The 14,913-nt window shown below is 63.2% G+C and carries 18 protein-coding genes; all 18 read right to left on the bottom strand.

All coding sequences use genetic code 11. The annotated features are described in order from the left end of the window. Positions 1 to 65: 65 nt before the first annotated feature. On the bottom strand, positions 66 to 518 hold the full coding sequence (locus CXY82_RS15760) for a hypothetical protein (RefSeq protein ID WP_158252211.1): 453 nt from the start codon (positions 516 to 518) through the stop codon (positions 66 to 68). Positions 519 to 725: 207 nt separating this feature from the next. Beyond that, a complete protein-coding gene (locus CXY82_RS15755) occupies positions 726 to 905 on the bottom strand; it encodes a hypothetical protein (RefSeq protein ID WP_104171755.1) in 180 nt (59 codons plus the stop codon). Positions 906 to 1,108: 203 nt separating this feature from the next. Next, a complete protein-coding gene (locus tag CXY82_RS15750; protein WP_134511889.1) occupies positions 1,109 to 1,339 on the bottom strand; it encodes an Rv0909 family putative TA system antitoxin in 231 nt (76 codons plus the stop codon). Between the two features lie 135 nt (positions 1,340 to 1,474). Further along, a complete protein-coding gene (gene tuf, locus CXY82_RS15745) occupies positions 1,475 to 2,668 on the bottom strand; it encodes an elongation factor Tu (protein WP_104171753.1) in 1,194 nt (397 codons plus the stop codon). A 143-nt stretch (positions 2,669 to 2,811) separates the two neighbouring features. Next, positions 2,812 to 4,926, bottom strand: a complete 2,115-nt coding sequence (gene fusA, locus CXY82_RS15740) for an elongation factor G (protein WP_104171752.1) — start codon at positions 4,924 to 4,926, stop codon at positions 2,812 to 2,814. 105 nt (positions 4,927 to 5,031) lie between these two features. Then, positions 5,032 to 5,502, bottom strand: a complete 471-nt coding sequence (rpsG, locus tag CXY82_RS15735; RefSeq protein ID WP_066597688.1) for a 30S ribosomal protein S7 — start codon at positions 5,500 to 5,502, stop codon at positions 5,032 to 5,034. Continuing rightward, on the bottom strand, positions 5,502 to 5,876 hold the full coding sequence (gene rpsL / locus CXY82_RS15730; protein WP_055811472.1) for a 30S ribosomal protein S12: 375 nt from the start codon (positions 5,874 to 5,876) through the stop codon (positions 5,502 to 5,504). The genes rpsG and rpsL overlap by 1 nt, the downstream gene beginning before the upstream one ends. Before the next feature lie 322 nt (positions 5,877 to 6,198). Continuing rightward, positions 6,199 to 6,855, bottom strand: a complete 657-nt coding sequence (locus CXY82_RS15725; protein ID WP_104171751.1) for a spermidine/putrescine ABC transporter substrate-binding protein — start codon at positions 6,853 to 6,855, stop codon at positions 6,199 to 6,201. Between the two features lie 61 nt (positions 6,856 to 6,916). After that, positions 6,917 to 7,426, bottom strand: a complete 510-nt coding sequence (locus tag CXY82_RS15720) for a DUF6121 family protein (RefSeq protein WP_104171750.1) — start codon at positions 7,424 to 7,426, stop codon at positions 6,917 to 6,919. A 61-nt stretch (positions 7,427 to 7,487) separates the two neighbouring features. Next, positions 7,488 to 8,456 carry a hypothetical protein gene (locus CXY82_RS17435; RefSeq protein WP_158252210.1) on the bottom strand — a complete coding sequence of 323 codons (969 nt, stop codon included), beginning with the start codon at positions 8,454 to 8,456 and terminating at the stop codon, positions 7,488 to 7,490. Between the two features lie 94 nt (positions 8,457 to 8,550). Continuing rightward, positions 8,551 to 9,267, bottom strand: coding sequence for a hypothetical protein (locus tag CXY82_RS15710; RefSeq protein WP_146069155.1), 717 nt, complete (start codon positions 9,265 to 9,267; stop codon positions 8,551 to 8,553). Between the two features lie 41 nt (positions 9,268 to 9,308). After that, the gene (locus CXY82_RS15705; protein WP_104171748.1) at positions 9,309 to 9,974 is read right to left on the bottom strand and encodes a hypothetical protein; all 666 of its coding nucleotides are present in this window, start codon (positions 9,972 to 9,974) and stop codon (positions 9,309 to 9,311) included. After that, positions 9,971 to 11,020 carry a type IV pilus assembly protein PilM gene (gene pilM, locus CXY82_RS15700; protein WP_104171747.1) on the bottom strand — a complete coding sequence of 350 codons (1,050 nt, stop codon included), beginning with the start codon at positions 11,018 to 11,020 and terminating at the stop codon, positions 9,971 to 9,973. The genes CXY82_RS15705 and pilM overlap by 4 nt, the downstream gene beginning before the upstream one ends. Before the next feature lie 37 nt (positions 11,021 to 11,057). Then, the gene (locus CXY82_RS15695; protein ID WP_104171746.1) at positions 11,058 to 11,882 is read right to left on the bottom strand and encodes an A24 family peptidase; all 825 of its coding nucleotides are present in this window, start codon (positions 11,880 to 11,882) and stop codon (positions 11,058 to 11,060) included. Next, entirely contained in the window at positions 11,879 to 13,309 is a 1,431-nt protein-coding gene (locus CXY82_RS15690) for a hypothetical protein (protein ID WP_146069154.1), read from the bottom strand. The genes CXY82_RS15695 and CXY82_RS15690 overlap by 4 nt, the downstream gene beginning before the upstream one ends. Beyond that, positions 13,306 to 13,887: a prepilin-type N-terminal cleavage/methylation domain-containing protein gene (locus CXY82_RS18715; RefSeq protein ID WP_104171744.1), complete on the bottom strand. Its 582-nt coding sequence runs from the start codon at positions 13,885 to 13,887 to the stop codon at positions 13,306 to 13,308. The genes CXY82_RS15690 and CXY82_RS18715 overlap by 4 nt, the downstream gene beginning before the upstream one ends. Continuing rightward, positions 13,887 to 14,327 carry a hypothetical protein gene (locus CXY82_RS17430; protein ID WP_104171743.1) on the bottom strand — a complete coding sequence of 147 codons (441 nt, stop codon included), beginning with the start codon at positions 14,325 to 14,327 and terminating at the stop codon, positions 13,887 to 13,889. The genes CXY82_RS18715 and CXY82_RS17430 overlap by 1 nt, the downstream gene beginning before the upstream one ends. 122 nt (positions 14,328 to 14,449) lie before the next feature. Continuing rightward, the gene (locus CXY82_RS18400; protein WP_304481778.1) at positions 14,450 to 14,908 is read right to left on the bottom strand and encodes a type II secretion system protein; all 459 of its coding nucleotides are present in this window, start codon (positions 14,906 to 14,908) and stop codon (positions 14,450 to 14,452) included. Positions 14,909 to 14,913: the final 5 nt, after the last annotated feature.

Genomic DNA, 14,913 nt, shown 5'->3' with positions numbered 1-14,913 from the left:
ATCCCGACCGGGAAGTCCCACCGGGTGAACGCGTGCACCTGGCGCCGCACGCCATCCTCACGGCGTTACTCGTCGTAGACCACCTCGGCGGTGGTGCGACCGCCTCGCATCACGGGGTCGAAGTATTTGCCCTTGCCGTCGGCCTCCCCCACCGAGTCCTCGTCGATCCAGTAGAAGTCCGTGAAGACGGTCTTGCCTTCGACGACGAACGGATGCTGCAGCACCGGCTCCGGAAATCCGTTCAGCGCCACGTTGACGCGGCTTCCGGACTCGTTGGGGGAACCGGACAGCGTCGAAGAGAAGTCGATCACTGCCCGCGCCCGCACGGGCCCGCGGAAGGGAAGCAACCCTTCCCAGGTCTCACGCAGCCTGGCTCTGGTGGTCAGAGGCAGAATGCACCCCCTGCGATCCACCGCAATGGCCCGGTCGGCCATGGCGACCGCGGACTTCAGATCCAGAGTGGCGGCGAGGTCGACGACCGTGCGTTCGACGCTGGTGACCAGGAGTCCGTTCACCACGGCGATATCCCGCGTGTCGAGTCCCAATGCATGCTTGCGGATACCCGGCGTTGAGCGGCCGCCGCGGGTGCGTTCGGTGAGGAAGTGGACCTCGGGCGGCCAGCCGGCGAGAGTGGGGAGTCCCTACAGGACAGCCGCGGACCGGTGGGAGATCACATGTTCCGTCTGGCGCGTGTCTGCTGCGCCGCGCACACAGGCTGCATACCGCTAGTCCGGGGTCAGCGCCGCCCACTCGGCGGCGTCCATGTACTGGCCGCGAGCGAGCCTGTGCAGTTCGCCCCTCTCCGCCTGGCGGCGGAGCCGGAGGTCGACGCCGAAGGCCCTGCGGAGATCGGACGCGAGGAGGAGGCCGTTGGGTGAGACGTGCTCTTCAGGTGAGTCAGGCATCCGCCCACTGTGCACTGTTGCGTCCCCAGCACCGCGTCGCCACAGGGATCTGCACACTCCCCTCCGGGCAACCCGCCTGTGGAGAACGGGGCGCATCCCGATGCGCGGGTGCTGCGCCCGTTCGCAGGTGGCATGCCACGCGCGAACCGGCGCACGACCCGCGCCACGGTGCGCTCGGTCACCGAAGTGAGCTCGACCAGCGGTTACCTGCCGTCGGGGCCAGTGCCTCGAGCGTCGCGGTCGGTCGGACCGTCCCCGCGACCGAGGTGTTTATCCGCCGCCGCTCGGGCATCCTTGATCTTGTCGGCGTGCTTGTTGCCGGTGACCTTGTTCGCGGCGGCGGCGCCCCCGTCGAGGATCTTGTCGGCGATCTTCTCGCCCTTCTCTGTTTTGAGGAACTCCTGCGCTTTGCGGCTGATGTCGTTGAAATTCACGGGGTGCTCCGATCTGGGGCGGTTGAGGTTCATTTCAAGGCTAGTTCCTGGGCGATTCGGGATCAACTGGCCCCGCAAGTCGGGGACGAAAAAAAGGGCCGGCCCCGAAGGACCGACCCCATTTTCTGAAGGGAACTACTTGATGATCTTGGTCACCGTTCCGGCGCCGACGGTGCGGCCACCTTCACGAATGGCGAAGCCGAGGCCCTCTTCCATGGCGATCGGCTGGATCAGCGCGACGTTCATGTCGGTAGTGTCGCCGGGCATGACCATCTCGGTGCCCTCAGGCAGCGTGATGACGCCGGTGACGTCCGTGGTGCGGAAGTAGAACTGCGGGCGGTAGTTCGCGTAGAACGGGTTGTGACGCCCGCCCTCATCCTTGGACAGGATGTACGCGGTGCCCTCGAAGTCGGTGTGCGGCGTGACCGAACCCGGCTTGACGACAACCTGGCCGCGCTCGACGTCTTCGCGCTTGGTGCCACGAAGAAGAAGGCCACAGTTCTCGCCGGCCCATGCCTCGTCGAGCTGCTTGTGGAACATCTCGATACCCGTGACCGTGGTCTTGATGGTCGGGCGGATGCCGACAACCTCGACCTCGGAGTTGATCTTGAGGGTTCCACGCTCGGCGCGGCCGGTGACGACGGTTCCACGACCGGTGATCGTGAAGACGTCCTCGATCGGCATCAGGAAGGGCTTGTCCTTGTCGCGGACGGGCTCCGGGAAGTAGTCGTCGACAGCCTTCATGAGCTCAAGGATGTTGCCGACCCACTTCTCGTCGCCTTCAAGCGCCTTGAGTGCGGAAACGCGCACGACGGGAGCGTTGTCGCCGTCGAAGCCCTGGGCGGAGAGGAGTTCGCGAACCTCGAGCTCAACGAGCTCGAGGATCTCTTCGTCGTCAACCATGTCGGACTTGTTCAGTGCCACGAGCAGGGACGGCACGCCGACCTGCTTCGCGAGCAGAACGTGCTCACGGGTCTGAGCCATCGGGCCGTCAGTAGCAGCAACCACAAGGATCGCCCCGTCCATCTGAGCTGCACCGGTGATCATGTTCTTGATGTAGTCAGCGTGGCCCGGTGCGTCTACGTGCGCATAGTGACGCTTTTCGGTCTCGTACTCAACGTGCGAGATGTTGATCGTGATACCGCGCTGGCGTTCTTCCGGAGCCGAGTCGATCGACGCAAAGTCGCGCTGAACGTTCGTCTTGGACGGGTACGTGTCGGCAAGGACCTTGGAGATCGCTGCAGTCAGCGTGGTCTTTCCGTGGTCAACGTGACCGATCGTTCCGATGTTTACGTGCGGCTTGGTCCGCTCGAACTTGGCCTTGGCCACTGTGGGTCCTCCTCAGGACTCATGGCTCCATCGACCGCTGGTTTGCGGCCGGTGAAACTGCTGGATTTGTGTACTTATGCTACTCGGGCCGGGAGGCCGAAGCGATTTGGGCCCGAAGGCCCGGAGAGACCGGAAGCCTCAGGCTATTCGCCCTTGTTCTTCTGGATGATCTCTTCGGCCACGGCCCTGGGGACCTCCGCGTAACTCTCGAAGGTCATCGAGTACACCGCGCGGCCCGAGGTCTTCGACCTCAGGTCACCGATGTATCCGAACATCTCCGACAGCGGCACGTTGGCGCGAATTACCTTCACGCCCTGAGCGTCCTCCATGGTCTGGATCTGTCCACGACGCGAGTTGAGGTCGCCGATGACGTCGCCCATGTATTCCTCGGGCGTACGAACCTCGACGGCCATCAGCGGCTCGAGCAGAACAGGGTCAGCCTTACGAACGGCTTCCTTGAAGCCCATCGAACCGGCAATCTTGAACGCCATCTCCGAGGAGTCGACGTCGTGCGCGGCGCCGTCAAGCAGGCTTGCCTTGACGCCCACCATCGGGTAGCCGGCCAGGACGCCAACGTGCAGCGCATCCTGGATTCCTGCGTCCACCGAGGGGATGTACTCCCGGGGGATGCGGCCACCCGTGACCTTGTTGACGAACTCGTAGCTCTTCTCGGCAGTGATCTCGAGCGGCTCGATCGCGATCTGAATCTTCGCGAACTGCCCGGATCCACCGGTCTGCTTCTTGTGCGTGTAGTCGTGACGCTCGACCGCCCTGCGGATGGTCTCGCGGTAGGCGACCTGAGGCTTGCCGACGTTGGCTTCGACGTTGAATTCACGTCGCATCCGGTCGACCAGGATGTCCAGGTGAAGTTCACCCATTCCCTTGATGACCGTCTGACCAGTTTCCTGGTTCTGCTCGGTGCGGAAGGTCGGGTCTTCTTCGGCCAATTTCTGGATCGCAAGACCCAGCTTTTCCTGGTCCTGCTTCGTCTTCGGCTCGATCGCAACCTCGATGACCGGGTCAGGGAACGTCATCGACTCGAGCACGACCTGCGCGTTCGGGTCGCACAGGGTGTCGCCTGTGGTGGTGTCCTTGAGGCCGATGACCGCGTAGATGTGACCGGCGGTCACGAAGGCCACCGGGTTCTCCTTGTTGGCGTGCATCTGGAAGATCTTGCCGATGCGCTCCTTCTTGCCCTTGGTCGAGTTGACGACCTGGGCGCCGGAGTCAAGGTGACCGGAGTACACGCGAACGTAGGTCAGACGACCGAAGAACGGGTGAACGGCGACCTTGAACGCGAGGGCCGTGAACGGCTCCGTCGCGTCGGGGTGACGCATGATGACCTTTTCCTCGTCGCGCGCGTCGTGGGCCTCGATGGCCGGCACGTCGAGCGGGGTGGGGAGGTAGTCGACGACTGCGTCAAGCATCGGCTGAACGCCGCGGTTCTTGAACGCGGAACCGCAGAGGACCGGATAGATCTCGCTAGAGACCGTGAGCCCCCGAATCGCGTGCTTGATCTCGGAGACGGTGAGCTCTTCGCCGGAGAAGTACTTCTCCATGAGGTCGTCGTCGGTCTCGGCGACGGTTTCGAGGAGCAGCTTGCGGTATTCCGCGGCCTGCTCGGCAAGGTCGGCCGGGATCTCTTCGATGGCGTACTTGGAGCCCATCTCGACGTCACCCTTGGAGTCGCCGCGCCAGGTCAGTGCACGCATTTCGACGAGGTCGACAACACCTTCGAAGGTGTTCTCGGCGCCGATGGGCAGCTGGATGACGAGCGGCTTCGCGCCGAGGCGCTTGACGATGGTGTCGACCGTGTAGAAGAAGTCGGCGCCGAGCTTGTCCATCTTGTTGACGAAGCAAATGCGGGGCACGTCGTACTTGTCGGCCTGGCGCCAGACGGTCTCCGACTGGGGCTCAACGCCCTCCTTGCCGTCGAACACTGCGACGGCGCCGTCGAGGACGCGGAGCGAACGCTCCACCTCAACGGTGAAGTCCACGTGGCCGGGGGTGTCGATGATGTTGATCTGGTTTGCGGCCCAGAAACAGGTCGTCGCGGCAGACGTGATGGTGATGCCACGTTCCTGCTCCTGCGCCATCCAGTCCATGGTCGAGGCGCCGTCGTGCGTCTCGCCGATCTTGTGATTGACACCCGTGTAGTACAGGATGCGCTCAGTGACGGTGGTCTTGCCAGCATCAATGTGAGCCATGATGCCGATGTTGCGGACCTTACTCAGGTCGGTGAGCACGTCAAGTGCCACGGGGGTCCTCCGGAAGTTTGCTTATGGATACTGGGGCGAAACAGGGCATCCGGTAACCGGGCCCATCGAGATCTGATCTCGACAAGCCCGGATTCCGGAACGCGACTACCAGCGGTAGTGAGCGAAGGCCTTGTTCGCCTCGGCCATCTTGTGCGTGTCCTCGCGGCGCTTCACAGCGGCGCCGAGGCCGTTGGATGCGTCGAGGATTTCGTTGGTGAGACGCTCGGTCATCGTCTTCTCGCGACGAGCCTTGGCGTAGCTGGTCAACCAGCGCAGAGCCAGGGTGTTGGCGCGGTGCGGCTTGACTTCGACGGGCACCTGGTAGGTGGAACCACCGACGCGGCGCGAACGCACCTCAAGGGTCGGGCGCACGTTGTCGAGTGCCTTCTTCAAGGTGACGACGGCATCCGCACCGTTCTTGGCAACGACGCCTTCGAGTGCATCGTAAACGATGCGCTCGGCGAGGCCCTTTTTGCCGTCGAGGAGGATCTTGTTGACGAGCTGGGAGACGATGGGGGCGCCGTATACCGGGTCAGCGATAACGGGACGCTTGGGCGCTGGGCCTTTACGAGGCATTACTTCTTCTCCATCTTGGCGCCGTAGCGGCTACGAGCCTGCTTGCGGTTCTTGACGGCCTGGGTGTCCAGTGCGCCGCGAACGATCTTGTATCGAACACCGGGGAGGTCCTTCACACGACCACCGCGGACGAGCACCATCGAGTGCTCCTGCAGGTTGTGACCCTCGCCGGGAATGTAGGCGGTGACCTCGGTACCGTTCGACAGCTTGACGCGGGCGACCTTGCGGAGGGCCGAGTTCGGCTTCTTCGGCGTGGTCGTGTAAACACGGGTGCACACGCCGCGCTGCTGGGGGTTGGACTTCAGGGCGGGCGCCTTGGTCTTGGTGACCTTGGGGCTGCGGCCCTTTCGTACCAACTGCTGAATGGTGGGCACTAATTACTCCTTGTTTGTGCTGCACGGTGACAGCTCATTGATGGTTAGCATTCGAATCGCTCCGTTTCCGGCCCGATCGAGTTCATCTGGACCCACCGAAACACGCGGAATGAGTTTCGCGAGCCGTAGTGGGTATGCCGTGGGGGCTGCTCGGAGAGCACACCCTGTGTGAGTGCCACATCAAGGCGCCTAAGGTGCGGCACGACAAGATCGCGGTGGCATGACTCAAGCGCACGACAAAGCGCACACCTACAGAGGATATCCCGGGGGTGACCGCTGGGTCAAATGGATCACGCGGCCCAAAGGTTCGTTCAGGTGTTGTTCAGGGGCCGTGCGGCCAGAGCGGGGAATCGAGCGCGGTGTCGAGGTCGGCGAGGAGAGCGATCACCCAGGGTTCGACGAATTCGGTGACGGCGCTGCGCATCCGTTCACGGTGCCGGGACAGTTCGGCGCAGACCCGACCGCCGACCAGCGCCGCGTGTTCGTCGGCGCGTGTGACCTCGGCGCGGATGGCCGCCTTCTCCTCGTCGGTCAAGGGAGGCGGGTCAACGGGCAGGGTCACGGATGCCTCTGGCCGGGCGAGTTCGGCGAACGTGAAGAGGTAGGGGGCGTCGGGCGGTGCCGGCGGGTCAAGGTCGAGGCCGGTGTAGGCCGGGTCGAGGCCCTCAGCGGGGCGGTACGTCAACGCGGCCTGCTTGCGCTCCTCGTTCAGGCGGATCTCCCGGAGCAGCAGGGGGAGGTGCGTCTCGGTGAACTCGTCGACCTCGGCGTCGATCAGGTGCTTCAGGCGCATGGCGAGGGCGTGCTGCACGGCGTGCGGGACATCCGTGGCGAGGCCGGCGGCGGCGATGACCGGCGACCCGAAGCAGGTGCGGCACAGGCGTGAACGGCCGCGATGCGTGCCCGGGCGCCAGCGAGGCAGCCAGTTGAGCCAGTCGTCAACCTGTTGGCTGACCCGCAACTCGATGGAACCGCCCATGAGAGTCAAGGGTACCCGATCGGAGTGCTCCGCAGTCAGCGACTTTCAGGCCGGCGGGGCTTCAGTCTTCGCCTTGCTCCCACGGCCATTTCGGGGGGCCGCGTTCGGGCATCCGTGAGGCGAGGACCAGCGAGTAGAGCAGGGTGACGATGAAGGAGAGGATGCCGGTGGTCACCGCGAACGGGCCCAGCAGCACGGAGGCTGCGAACCCGACGCTGTCGCCCGGGAGCCCGGCGGTGTCGGCCGGCACCCCGGTGCCGAGCGCGTAGAGCACCCCGCCCACCAGAACGAAGACGACAAGCGCGGCGACCCCGGTGCCGAGGGAGTACCCGACGGCGATCCGCTGGTTCTCCGGTCTGGTGCGCAGCCCGAGCAGCAGCATCAGGGTGAACACCAGCACCACGGCGGCGGCGGTCATGATCGGGCCGACGAGTGGTCCAGCGTCGGGGTCACTGATGACATCCGTGTCGGTCAGCAGGCTGATCATTCCGAAGGCGGCGACGAGGAGCGCGGCAAGGAGCACTGCAGCGAAGACGGCGACGACCGTCGCGTACTTCTGGTAATTTCGCATCGCTCCTCCTTGATGGCGTACCTGCTGGGGCCCGGCACGCTGAGCGCCGGGCGTCGAACGACTAGTTGCTGCGGATGCCCCGCGGTCCGGCGGCGAGGACGCGGTCGTATTCGGCCTTCGCTGCAGTGTTGCGTTCGGTGACGGCACGGCCGTTGCGGGCGATCCAGGCGCCGGCCCAGATCGGCACCTCGCGGGCGACGACCGCGGCGGCGATGGCCCCCGGGTTCAGCCACTGCTGTCCGATGAAGCGCGCCGCCTGATCGGGCGTGAAGTTCCAGGCCTGAACGCTCAGCAGCGCCGCACCGATGTAGGAGAAGTAGACGACCACGGCCACCAGGAAGCCGAAGAGCACGTAGGCCCACCAGCCGCCGCGGTTCACGATCAGCACCAGAAGGGCGAACGCGACGAAGAAGAAGATGACCGGCACGTAGAAGATGGGCAGCACGATGAAGTCGGTGAACTTCGAGGCCGTGTCCGCAATGGACAAGCTGCCGATGCCGGACAGCACGAACGCGACCACGGCGTAGAGGGCGGCGAAGATGACGGTAGAGAGCAGGGCGATCAGCACGCCGGGGCCGCGGTTGCTCTTGTAGCGGGGAGCGGTCGGCGCCTGGATGTAGACGGGGGGCTGTGCCGTGGTGTTCGTGGGGGCATAGGCCTCGGTCGGTGGGGCCTCTGATGGTGTCGCAGCCGGGTTCTCGACCGGCTCGATGCGCCGGGTCTCGGCGGTGGTGTTCACCGGGGCGATGGTCACGGAGGCGGCGGGCACGTAGGTGGGCGTCGCGGGCTCGCGGGAGGTCGCGGGGGTGTCATAGGAGATCGGCTCGCCGACGGGGGTGGCCGGGTAGTGCGCCGGTGTTTCAGCGGCAACATCGGTCGCGTCGCCGGACTCGGCCGGAGCGGAGTGGGAGCCGGTGCCGGTGTAGTCGGGGGCATCCGTGCGCTCTTCATGGTCGGCGTAGTCGACCGGTTCAGGATTCGAGTCGTTGTTACGGTTGCGGTTGCCCTCAGGGGACGTTGTGTCGCTCATGGTGCGCTCCTTGTGGCCTCGGCCGTGACTGTCAGATGCAACTGTAGCAATGCGAACCCCCCAGCCGAGGGAGGCTCGACCGGGCAGGGCATGCCTATTTTCCGGTGACAGTTGTTGGGGCAGATGAGGCCACGATCGAGTAGATGAGGCCCGAGATCGACCCGTCGACCAACCTGTCGTTTCCGGATGCAGCAGACGGCTTCGCTTCCGTTGTGCTGTCAACCGGCACCGAGCTCTCCGTCGCAGCAGTCGTGGTCAAACCAGTCACGAGGAATAGTCTCGGGCCCGTCTGCAGTCCGTTGACGAATTTGAGTACGTTGCTGTAGGTCCCGGACACAGTGATCTGAACCGAGAGCGACGCAAAATTCGCTGCCGTTATGCCCGGATTGGTTACCGGCGGGGATCCCGGCGCGGCAGTCGGACTCGGCGTTGCCGTTGGGGCCGGGCTGGGCGCTGGGGCCTCGGCTTCAGCCGCCGACGCAACGGGGGCCACAAGCGCAACCGGCGTGTAGGCCTCCGCGTCGGCGATCGTGAGGCCCTTCAGAGCAACCTGGTTCGCGCTCGCGAGGGCGTCGAGTTGATCAACGTAGTCAGGCGCGTTGGTACCAGACGGAACGGACTTACTCAAAGAAGCGAGCTCCTGATTGAGGTTGTCGATTCCCTTGAAATCCTCCTTGAGCTTTGTCAGCAACGCCCGGTGGCCCGCATTCGTCTGCTCAACTGATACACGCTGATCGCTCGCAGTTGAGATCGCAGCAACCTGGGGTTGGATGCCAACGACCCAGCCGAGCGCAACGACGAGAACCATCATCAGCGCGGAACCGATGAGCCAGAGCCGATTCTTGTCCATGGCTACTTCACTTCCGTCGCGAAGCGCTTCGAGAAGGCGGCATCGTTGATGTGCATAGTGATATTCACTTTGTAGGTATTGGTTGCCTCGTCCAGGTTGGCCGAACTCGGGAGAGCGTCGGCATACCCTGGCAACGTCGCGAGCGCGTTCAGCCAGGTTGGAACGTCGGGAAGAACCGCGCTTGTCGCGGTGAAGCCAACCGTTGCGACGCGCGCACCCTGGAGTGGCAGGGTCGGCTGGTCATAGATCGCGAGCGGCGAGGCCGAATCAACGGTTATCGCGTCAATCGTCACTCCCGCGGGCAGGGTCGCTTGAACGTTCTCAAGGTATTTCTTCCAGTCAATTTCCGTTGAAGAGCCAACCTGCTGAGCCGCCTCGACGAGGGTGACCTGGTCTTGCACGTTCCGGACCTTTATGTATTCGGACTGCTCAACCAAGAGGCCGGCCGTAAGCGCCTGCTCGTCCGCCAAGCGCGTTTGAGCTTGTAAAGACAAGGTCGATGCCGCGACAGAGCCGACGATCACGATAGCAAGCAGGCCCACAACGCTGAGAGCCAGGCGCCTGCGCGTGCCCTTTGCTGTGCGTTCCTTGCGGACCTCGAGCGGAAGCAGGTCTACCCGCGGTTCGCCGCCGATGACCAGTGTCTCTTTGCTTTTGTCGCCACTCATGCCGCGCTCCCCAACGCAAGGCCCAGCGCGACAGTGAACGCTGAGCTACTTCCTCGCAGTGCGACCTCGTCAATCGAACGGGCCAAAGACACCGTCGAGAACGGATCCGCCATCGACACGTCCAAGTGCGTCAATTCCGCCAACGCAGCGGCAAAGCCACTGAGGAGCGATCCTCCCCCGCTGAGTAAAATCCGCTGCACCTGATCAGTCGGTCGGGTATTTCCGTAGTAGTTGATGGTGTTGCGGAGGCTCGTCAGCAGTTCGCTCGTCACCTGATAGATGATCTCGATTGCCGGTTGGTCCGCCGGCAGGACGGCGCCCGTGGCTAATCCCCGGGTCCGTTTGATCAATTCGGCCTGCGAAGCGTCGACGGCAAGCCCATTGCGGAGAGCCTCCGTGAGGTCGTTGCCACCCGTCGGAATGATCCTCACGAACTGTGGAACCCCATCCTTGACGATCACGACGCTGCTGGTGTTTCCCCCCAAATCGAGTAGAGCCACCGTGCCCGTGATTTGCGGGCGGGTCACCAGCACCCGGCTGAGCGCGAAGGGAATAAGGTCAACGTCAACCGTTGTCAGCCCGGCAAGCTGGGCGGCCTTGACGTTGCCCAACACAGCTTCTTTCACGGCCGCAATGAGCAGACCGTTGACAACCGGCCCGTTCTCCCCGGTCGATTCAGAGATGGGATAGAAGTCAAGCAGGGCGTCCGCAACGGGGACCGGAAGCATATCCTGCACTTCAAAGGGCAATGACTCACGGATGCGTTTCAGCGACATCTTCGGAACGGTCAAATCGCGAGCGAGCACCCGTTGATTTCCCATCCCGAGCACAACGTCCTTCGACTTGAAGCCGCCCTGGGACCACAACTGCTTGAGTGCGCCCGCGACGGTATTAGGCTCCATCACCTCCCCGCGGCTGACGGCACCGTCGGGCAAGGGGACCTCGAAGTACCGCAGCAAAGTCGGCTTCGCCTTGGCCGGGTCGGCCAATTCCACGGCCCGAAGCGCGGCGCTGCCGATGTCAATCCCTACAACGCTCGTTGCCACTGGATCCTGCTCTCTTTAACCAACTTGACAGTCATTGCTACGCCACACCGAGGAGCGACAAGTAGCCCTCCCACAGCTGATCCCCAATGAAGATTCCAACCCAAGCCCCGCCCAGCATCCACGGGCCGAACGGAATCCCACTCTTGCGGCTGGCGCGCTTCGCAAGCAGGAGTCCAAGGCCGTAGATGCCCCCCAGCAAGAATGCCGCAAAACCCCCGACTATGAGCTCTCCCCAGCCGAGGTAGCCGAGAAAGAGGCCGAGGACGCCGGCAAGCTTGACGTCGCCGAAGCCCATCCCTCCTGGGTAGAGCAACGCAAGGCCCAGGTAGATGGCCCAGAGGATGGCTAGCCCCAATATCCCCCGTATCAGCGCGGGAGCATCGCCGCCTGCGAACGCTGCACCTCCGAGCAGCCCGAAGCCAACCAGATAGCTCGGCAGCACGACACGGTTGGGCAACGTGTGGGTGTCGAGGTCGATCAGTGCGAGCGTGACGCTGACTGCAGCCAGATACAGGTACGCAAGTACCGTGAAAACCGCGGCGCCTGCACCGGGAACGTCAGATGGTGCGCTGAAAAAGTGAATAGCAACGACCACGAAGAATAGAGCCGTGCCCAGTTCAACAAGGGGGTATCGTGCGGAAATCGATGCCGCGCAATCCCGGCATCGACCGCGCAGAAGCACCCACGAGAGCATGGGAATGTTATCCCAAGGGCGGATACCGGCACCACATGAGCCGCACGAGCTGGGCGGTGCAACGATGGACCGGCCTGCAGGGACGCGGAAGATCACGACGTTGAGGAAAGAGCCGATCAATGCGCCGAAAATACCCGCACCGACCAGCGGAAATACTGCGGCTATCACCCGAGATCCAGCGTGCTGAGAGGATCGCCCAGCTGGGCTCCCGTTTGGACGGGATTCGTCAGGCCGCCACTGAGATCGATCCCTTGCACGCCGACCGGTACAAATTGAAGGGAGGCCTGCTGGTCGAACTCTACCTCTCCCCCATACATCTGTCCGCGGAAGCCGTTGCGGTCGCTCTGGATCTTGCAAGGCGTGTAGGCCATCGCTGCGATGTTGGTTCCGAAATCTGTTTCATTTGTCAGGTAGATATCGCCCTTCAGAGTGCTCGGAGCGGCAGGGCTGCAGGTCGGTTGCCCGTCAGGCACGTCGTCAGGCACAAGGAAGGTCAGCGTGCGCGTGGTCGTCGCGGTGAAATACAGCTTGTCAAACGTGAACTTGTTCGCCACTAGAACGATGTTGGATTTCAGAGCGACATAGTCCATATCGTTGCTGGTCGTCACCGGGTTGTTGGGGCACGCGTTCAAGAAATTGACGACGGTCGGCGTGATGTACGTCGCGATCTGTGCCCACTTTGTTCCCGCCGCGTTGTTCTTGCTGATATCGCATGAGCCTGTCCAGTTGACGATGTTGTAGCCCATCCCAGTCCAATGCGCAGGATCCCACTTGATATCGGTCCAGTTCGGGATGGCAGGAATGGGCACGGTTGCGCCGGACCTAACGGTCGCAGTGTTGTAGGTACTGTTCGTAATCGAGAGCGTCCCCGTCGCCCAAATCGACCCACCGACGTTGCTCGAGTCGATGTCGACGTTGCCATTGACTTGGATCTTCCCTGCAACGTCGCACATATTCAGCTTCGCGTTGCCACCACCCAAGATCAGGTCACCGCCAATCTTCGCGTTGTTCGTACATACGACATCGCCCGTTTTGACCATCACAGACGTCGCAACGCTGTTGTTCGCCGAACTGAGGTTGAACTTCTTGAGAACCCCATCGACGGAGTTGGCATACACGGCGGCTCCATCGATGGGTACCTGCACGATGATCGGCACCCACTTATAGATGGCCTGGACTGTGCTCTTGTCCCCTGAGCTGGCCCGCGCTACGCCGAGCTGCTCGGCAGTTCCGACCGACGTAATGCGAACGTGGGTCGCGCTGACCGGCGGACACCCGTTTGTCCAGGTCGACCCGCTGTTCAGCGAGTGGCTTATGGTCGACGTGAAGACCGGCGTCACCGTCGAAGTCATTGCGTTTCCGAGCGCAGAACACCCATTTGTTGTCGTTAGACGCGCGAGGGCGACGTCGAGACCGGCCTCGGCAGCTGCGTGGGATTGAACGCCGGCGCGGGACGAGCTTGTCGTTCCGGCAGCTTGCACGGTCACGGTGCCCACCGTCACGGTCACGATCGAGAGCACCACCATGATGCCCAGCACTGCGATCAGTGCGCTTCCTCGTTCGCCATGACGGACTCGAGCGATTGCTTTGGTCATGAACATGATGTGCTCGATCCGGGGCCGGCAGTCGGCATCGGCTGCCGGCTGGTGTCTGTCGTCTGGATGAGAACAGGCGCACCGGTGGACCCGGCGACCGTGAACGTGAGACCAACTTGGGAGCCACTCGCAGTGAACACTGGCGTGGACCCTGATCGTTGAACTCCGGTCGCGAGCAGGGTCCAGGCGGTCGTGACGGCAGCAGGGGAGACCGGATCCGCGATGGCGATATTCGAACGCCTGGTGCGGATCTCCCCGTTCCCGAAATACCACGCCACGAAATGCACCGAGACCGGGGCGGTCAGGGCATTATCGACGACGGTTAGGCGCAACAAGCAAGTGCCGGCAAAGGGTATGGCGGTAGTCAGGTCACGTGCCCCGCGAACGTCGCGAGTGAGTGCCTTGGCAACGAGTTGACCTGTATTGCTGGATTGAGCTGCGGCTCGAACGCTGGATTGGGCGTTCAGCGTGCTGACCAGCATTCCCCCGACGAGAACCATCACCAGGACACCGAGTGCTGCGGACACCAACAGTTCGATCAGTGTGAAGCCGCGAGTGGACGAACTGGACCCGCGCATCACGGTGCGGCTCTCTTGACGAGCACCAATGTGGTCGCTCGCGCCAGTACGGGCGTCGGCACGCCCACCCGAGTGACCTCGATGCTCACGTTCACGACGCCCGGGTAATCCGCGGCGGCCGGACATGCGCCGACCAATCGACGGATCGACAGCGGGGCACCGCGCGCGTCCGCCGTGACCGTCGACGGCCCGTCATCGAAGGTGCTGATCGTGGCGCAGTCGGCGCTAAAAGCCCTCACCGACGCGAGCTCCTGGCGGGCAAACTGGCTCGCCGTCGCCAGCGTCGCGTTGCTGCTGGAGTTTCGCAGTCCCTGGACCAGAACGGGCAGGATAGCGATGGACAGGACAGCGAGGAGCATCATGGAGATCATGATTTCAATGAGGCCGATGCCGATGTCACGACTCGCAAAGTGATCGAGCCGATCACGGATGGCCTTCATAGTTTGCCCACCTCTGCTTTCAGGGATCGAGACGACTGACTTAATGAACGTAACGACTGAATTGAGAACGGTGTGTGGTGGGGCGCCGCAGACGCGTCGCCCCACCGGAATACTGTTGAGGCCTAGCAGCCCGCGGGCTTGGAGGCCACAACGACGGGGCTCTGGATGACGCCGGTCGTGTCCGTTACGTAGAAGAACTTGGTGGCGTCACTCGCGGAGACGGCGGACAGGCAGAATGCGGGTGCGGCAGTAGTCGGTGCCGTACCGCTGTATCCGATGGTCCCCGTGTTGGCTCCCTGGGTGTACCCATACTTACCGAGCGCGGCAACTGTGAAGGTAGCCGGGTACGCCGCGAGGTCGGTCTGGTAGGCGATGACAGCGATCTTCGCGTTCGTCAGGTCGGACTTAACTCCCGAGTCCTTGGCGCTGGCCTGCACACCCAGGTACACCGGGATAGCGATCGCGGCGAGGATGCCGATGATGATGACGACGACGAGGAGCTCGATCAGGGTGAAGCCTTTTTCGTTCGCTTCGGGGTTCTTGCGACGGGCGTTGAGAGCGTTGAGGCTGCGAGTGAGCACGATGG

Origin of the sequence: Cryobacterium sp. M23, from assembly GCF_002929655.1 — a bacterium.
Taxonomy (GTDB): Bacteria; Actinomycetota; Actinomycetes; order Actinomycetales; family Microbacteriaceae; genus Cryobacterium; species Cryobacterium sandaracinum.
This window is presented reverse-complemented; position numbering and strand designations above follow the sequence as displayed.